Origin of the sequence: Levilactobacillus koreensis JCM 16448, assembly GCF_001435525.1 — a bacterium.
In the GTDB taxonomy this organism is placed as follows: domain Bacteria; phylum Bacillota; class Bacilli; order Lactobacillales; family Lactobacillaceae; genus Levilactobacillus; species Levilactobacillus koreensis.
The window spans coordinates 1-5,281 of record NZ_AZDP01000069.1; the positions used below are offsets into that span (position 1 = coordinate 1).

Consider the following 5,281-nt stretch of genomic DNA (forward strand, 5'->3'; position numbering starts at 1 on the left):
TTGGTTTGTCGAAACAATGTTCAGTTTTCAAAGGTCTACCAAGTTATTTACTCTCGCAAACAACTTAATCATCATATCATTTAAACAATACGATGTCAACAAGAAGTTTGATTTAACAACGTTTCTCGTTGATGTGCTGCCGAAACGCGACAACTTAATTAATATAACATTTTGTCATCATAACTGTCAACAACTATTTTCAATCTTTCGAATTGGTCTAGTTGGTTAATCGCCGTGACAACGTATATAACTATACCAACCACAGACCACCACGTCAACTAAAATCCGCGAAAAATGTAAACTATTTTCAAAGACGAATGGCAACTATGAAAATAAGAAAAAACGACCGAGTTCACCGGTCGTTTTGCCAGGGCACGCCTGGAGATAGTTCGTTTCACAAATCACTTCATCTTCAGCGCTGGTACCACGCCAACTAAAAATATAGCAGCAACCACGCCATTCACCACCGCGCAAATTAAGAACAGCAGTGAAAACGACGTAAACTGCGCGATAACCATCCCACCAATAACTGGACCTAACGCCTTCCCTAATGAAGAAAAGGCATTGACCAATCCTTGGTAACGACCTTCGTTCCCCACCGTATACAAATTGATCAGGGCGGGGACTCCTGGAACGTAGACCGCCTCCCCCACCGTAAGTAAGGTCATTGCGGCAAATAAGACGCCGACACCAGAAGTACTAGTTAATAGAAGAAACGAGCCACCAATTGCTACTAATCCACCCAGAATCTGCCAAGGTAACACCTTACTACGACTGACTTTAGCCATTAAAGCTTGGACGACAATTAAGAGGATACCGTTGTACACCCAAAGGTAGCTGTACAGTTTGATACCCAACCCCTCATTTTGAATGTAAACTGACACGTTACTCATCCATTGTGCATAGGTAATCCACATGAATGCTAGGCTTAAGAGTACGATCACCAGGCTACCACGTAACAGCTTCCCCCGGACATCTGGCACGGTAGCCCCGGACGAGCTCGCTGCCCGTGGCGTTTGCCCAGCCGACTGCCGTTCGAAGCTGCCTGCACGCCACCCCCACAGAATAGTGGCGAGGACGTAACAACTCAGCAATAGCGCAAAGATCGGTTTCAAACTATTATGGTAGAGCACGCCAATGCTAGCTGTCCCCACAACTAGCCCCACGTTAATGAATATATATAGTAGATTAAATAGGCGGCCGTCCAAATGACTCAGCTGAGCGGTCATTGCCGTAATTAGGGTCAGCATGCCCCCGGTCAACAGACCGAAGATGACCAGGACTATCGGGTAGGCAATGATGCCATTCCAAAAGAAACCAATGACCGCATCGCCGATCAGTCCCAATAGCATACCGACCCCCACGGTTCGTGCCGAGTAATGATCCGTCAGCACGCCGCCAAGGTAGCCCCCCAGGACGTTGCATCCGGAATACGCGGCTAAGATGATGCCGCTCTGAACCAGATTTAAGTGTAGGTCGCCGTGAAGGTAAATCGTGGTGAGTGGCCACATGACACTATAGGCGGTATTCACCAAGAACCCTAATAGAAGTAACGGCCACATTTTTCGCATCAGTTTTAACATGACTCTATCTCCGTCCCCTCTTTTCTGACTAGTTGTGCTAAGTCTATCATGTTTCCCGGGGGCCTCGAAAGGGTGGAATGGAAATCTGTCCGACCATTTCGGCGGAAAATGATGAAAACAAAATGGTCATTATTTTGTAAGCGTCTTCATTCAATCAATCCCCCTTTATGGCTTGCTTATTACATCAAAATCAACTAAATTTAAGGGAGGTCTGGATTCATTGAACTTTTGAATCAATACTTAATAGGAGGACACAACATGGGTAACAGCAAAAACAATAATGCCACGCCGACCGATCTGAATGATCAAATGCAGGTTCGTCGGGACAAAATGAACAATCTACAAGAACAGGGCATCGCGCCTTTCGGTCACCGCTTCGATAGAACTGACGACAGCAAGTCGCTCAAGGAAAAATACGACAAGTACGACAAAGAAGAGTTGATGGAAGACAAACATTACGTTGCTGTTGCGGGTCGGATTACCGGTAAGCGTGGTAGCGGCAAGGCCGGCTTCATCGATTTACTCGATAGAACTGGTGTTGTCCAAGGCTACGCACGGCAAGATGAACTGGGCGAAGACAAGTACGCCCTTTACAAGACGCTCGACTTAGGGGACTTCATTGGCGCTAAGGGTTACGTCATCAAGACGAATACCGGTGCTTTGACCCTGCGCTTCACTGACTTTGAATTCTTATCCAAGGCTTTACGGCCATTACCAGACAAGTACCACGGTCTGACGAACCCTGAAACCATTTACCGTCAACGGTACCTGGACTTGATCGCCAACCAAGATAGCTTCGATCGGTTTATCAAGGTCACCCAAATCAAGAAGGCTATCCGTGAATACCTGGACAGCGAAGGTTACTTGGAAGTTGACACCCCTGTCCTACAGACGGAGGCCGGTGGGGCCGAAGCACGGCCATTTGTCACCCAATCCAACGCCTTTGACATTCCGTTATACCTGCGGATCGCCACGGAACTTTACCTGAAGCGCCTGATTGTCGGCGGGATGGAAAAGGTCTACGAATTGGGCAAGGACTTCCGGAACGAAGGGACCGACTTACGGCACAACCCTGAATTCAACATGGTCGAAGTCTATACCGCCTACGCTGACTACACGGACGTGATGGACTTAACTGAAAACATCTTCCGTTTCGTCGCCAACAAGGTTAACGGTTCTGGCCAAGTTTCCTACCAAGGCAAGAACATCGACCTGGATTCCGAATTCAAACGGGTCCACATGGTTGACGCCGTTAAGGACGCTACTGGCATCGACTTCTGGCAACCAATGTCTGACGACGACGCTAAGAAGTTAGCTGAAGAAAATGGCATTCACTGCGAACCTTACTGGAAGGTCGGCCACATCATCAACGCCTTCTTCGAAGAAAAGGTTCAAGATAACCTGGTTAACCCAACGTTTATCTACGGTCACCCCGTTGAAATTTCACCATTAGCCAAGAAGAACCCGAAGGACCCTCGTTTCACCGACCGGTTCGAACTTTACATTGATGGTAACGAATACGGTAACGCCTTTACTGAATTAAACGACCCTATCGACCAAAAGCAACGGTTCGAAGCCCAAGACGCAGAACGCGCCGCCGGTAACGAAGAAGCCCATGGGATCGACAATGATTACATTGAAGCCATGGAATACGGTATGCCGCCTACTGGTGGTCTGGGTATCGGGATCGACCGGATGACGATGCTGCTGACCGATGCAGCTTCCATCCGCGACGTGATGCTGTTCCCAACTATGCGGCCCAACGATTAATCACGAAAAGGGGCAATTGAATGAGAGCAAACCAGCTGATTGCGTTGTTGCAGGAGCATAATCTATTCCTGAGCACCACGCTAAATTCAGACGACGTCGACTTTGCATCGTTAGCGTACGATTCTCGCAAGGCCAGCGCCAACGGCCTCTTCGTCTGCAAGGGCTTCAATTTCTCAGTCGACTACTTACAGTCGGCCATCAGCAATGGGGCCATTGCCTACTTGGCTGAAAAGGACTATGGCGTCGACGTGCCGGTCATCTTGGTGACTGACGTGCGTAAGGCGTTGTCCTTAGCTGCCCAATTGTACTTTGGCTTCCCGCAAAACGATTTATTTGTGATCGGCTATACCGGCACCAAGGGGAAAACGACGTCGACGTACCTGACGACGAACATCTTGAGTCGGACTTTCCCCCAACAGGTGGCGATGTTCTCGACCATTAACCACATCATTGGTCCCAAGCCGGAAGACCAATACCGCGCCCATTTGACGACGGCAGAATCTTTCGACCTCTTTCACGAAATGCGCCAAGCGGTCGACAACGGCCAAAAGGTGCTGGTCATGGAAGTGGCCTCCCAGGCTTACCTGCTAGACCGCGTGTACGGGTTGACATTTGATGTCGGAATTTTCCTCAACATCTCGCCCGATCACATTGGGATCAACGAACACCCGAACTTTGCCAACTACCTCTTCTGCAAAATGCAGTTGATGCTCAATTCACGGGCCTGCATCGTGGACGCGGACATGGACCATTTTGAAGAAGTCTACGCGGCGGCAAAGGTTTCGACGGCACCGGAAAATATCTTCACTTACGGTTTCAATCAGGATGCGGCAACGCTCTCGATCACCAGTAGTGAAGCAACGTTGACGGACAGTCAATTCGGCTTAACGGTCCATTCAGAAGATGACCGGCTAGCCGAACTCGCAACGTCCTACAACGTTTCCGTGCCCGGCGACTTCAACCAGAGCAATGCGACGGCGACCATTCTGGCCAGTCGCTTGGCTGGGGCGTCCGTGGCGGACATGCAAGCTGGACTGGCAAACACCAGCATTCCCGGTCGAATGGAATCGATGACCACGAAGAATCACGGAACGATCTACATCGACTACGCTCACGACTGGGGCAGCATGAACGCGCTGTTGAGCTTCCTCCACACCCAATTTCCGGATCACCACATTACGGCGGTGCTCGGGAGCACTGGAGACAAAGGGGAAGACCGGCGTGAAGGTTTCGCTAAGGCGCTGAACGACTACGCCGACACGGCATTCCTGACGACGGATGATCCGGGTCACGAAGACCCGATCGCCATTGCCAAGGAGATCGATAGTCACATCGACCACAATAAGGTCAGTGTGACCATCATTCCACGGCGTGAGGACGCCATCCAACACGCCATCGCTAGTGCCACCAATGACGATTTAGTCGTTCTGGCCGGCAAAGGTGAGGATGCCTATCAAAAAATCAACGGGGTCGACACCCCCTATCCTTCCGATCCAGTCGTGGCCCAAGAGGTCATCGATGGTTTGGCGGATGAAAACTAAAAATTCTGTGTTTAAAAAGCGTTACGTGTGGGATTTGATCCCACGCGTAACGCTTTTTTAGTACAACTTAGGCTGAGCTCAGTAGCAATCGTCTCAACTGACAAATTTTTCTCCCGCCACAGCGCGGACTCTCCAACTGTTGTCGAAAATCACGTGCGCTACAAGCTTTGCGGCGTAACGAACAATGACTCCCATGGTCGTTGCCAAGAGAACCATGTTAGCCGAGAGGTCGGCAGAGATGGGCTCAGGCGCGTCGTTCTACTTAGTCAGTAGGTGACTTTCCTACTGGCTTAGTAGAACGACCAAGCTTGAAGACTCGCGGTTTTCGAGGCTTCAAGTTGCGTCCGCACCGTTCCAGCCCATATCTGCCGACCGGTAAGGCGAAGG

3 protein-coding genes are annotated in these 5,281 nt (G+C 49.9%); 2 read left to right on the top strand and 1 reads right to left on the bottom strand.

All coding sequences use genetic code 11. The features are described from left to right. Nucleotides 1-401 precede the first annotated feature (401 nt). Nucleotides 402-1,583: an MFS transporter gene (locus FC99_RS05835; protein ID WP_048733826.1), complete on the bottom strand. Its 1,182-nt coding sequence runs from the start codon at nt 1,581-1,583 to the stop codon at nt 402-404. Nucleotides 1,584-1,841: 258 nt separating this feature from the next. Here FC99_RS05835 and lysS point away from each other — a divergent pair, with 258 nt between their 5' ends. Together lysS and FC99_RS05845 are read left to right on the top strand one after the other, a co-directional pair. Beyond that, nucleotides 1,842-3,353, top strand: a complete 1,512-nt coding sequence (gene lysS, locus FC99_RS05840; RefSeq protein WP_048733824.1) for a lysine--tRNA ligase — start codon at nt 1,842-1,844, stop codon at nt 3,351-3,353. 20 nt (nt 3,354-3,373) lie between these two features. After that, nucleotides 3,374-4,894 (top strand): UDP-N-acetylmuramoyl-L-alanyl-D-glutamate--2,6-diaminopimelate ligase, encoded by a 1,521-nt coding sequence (locus tag FC99_RS05845; protein ID WP_048733821.1) that lies wholly within the window; start codon nt 3,374-3,376, stop codon nt 4,892-4,894. Nucleotides 4,895-5,281: the final 387 nt, after the last annotated feature.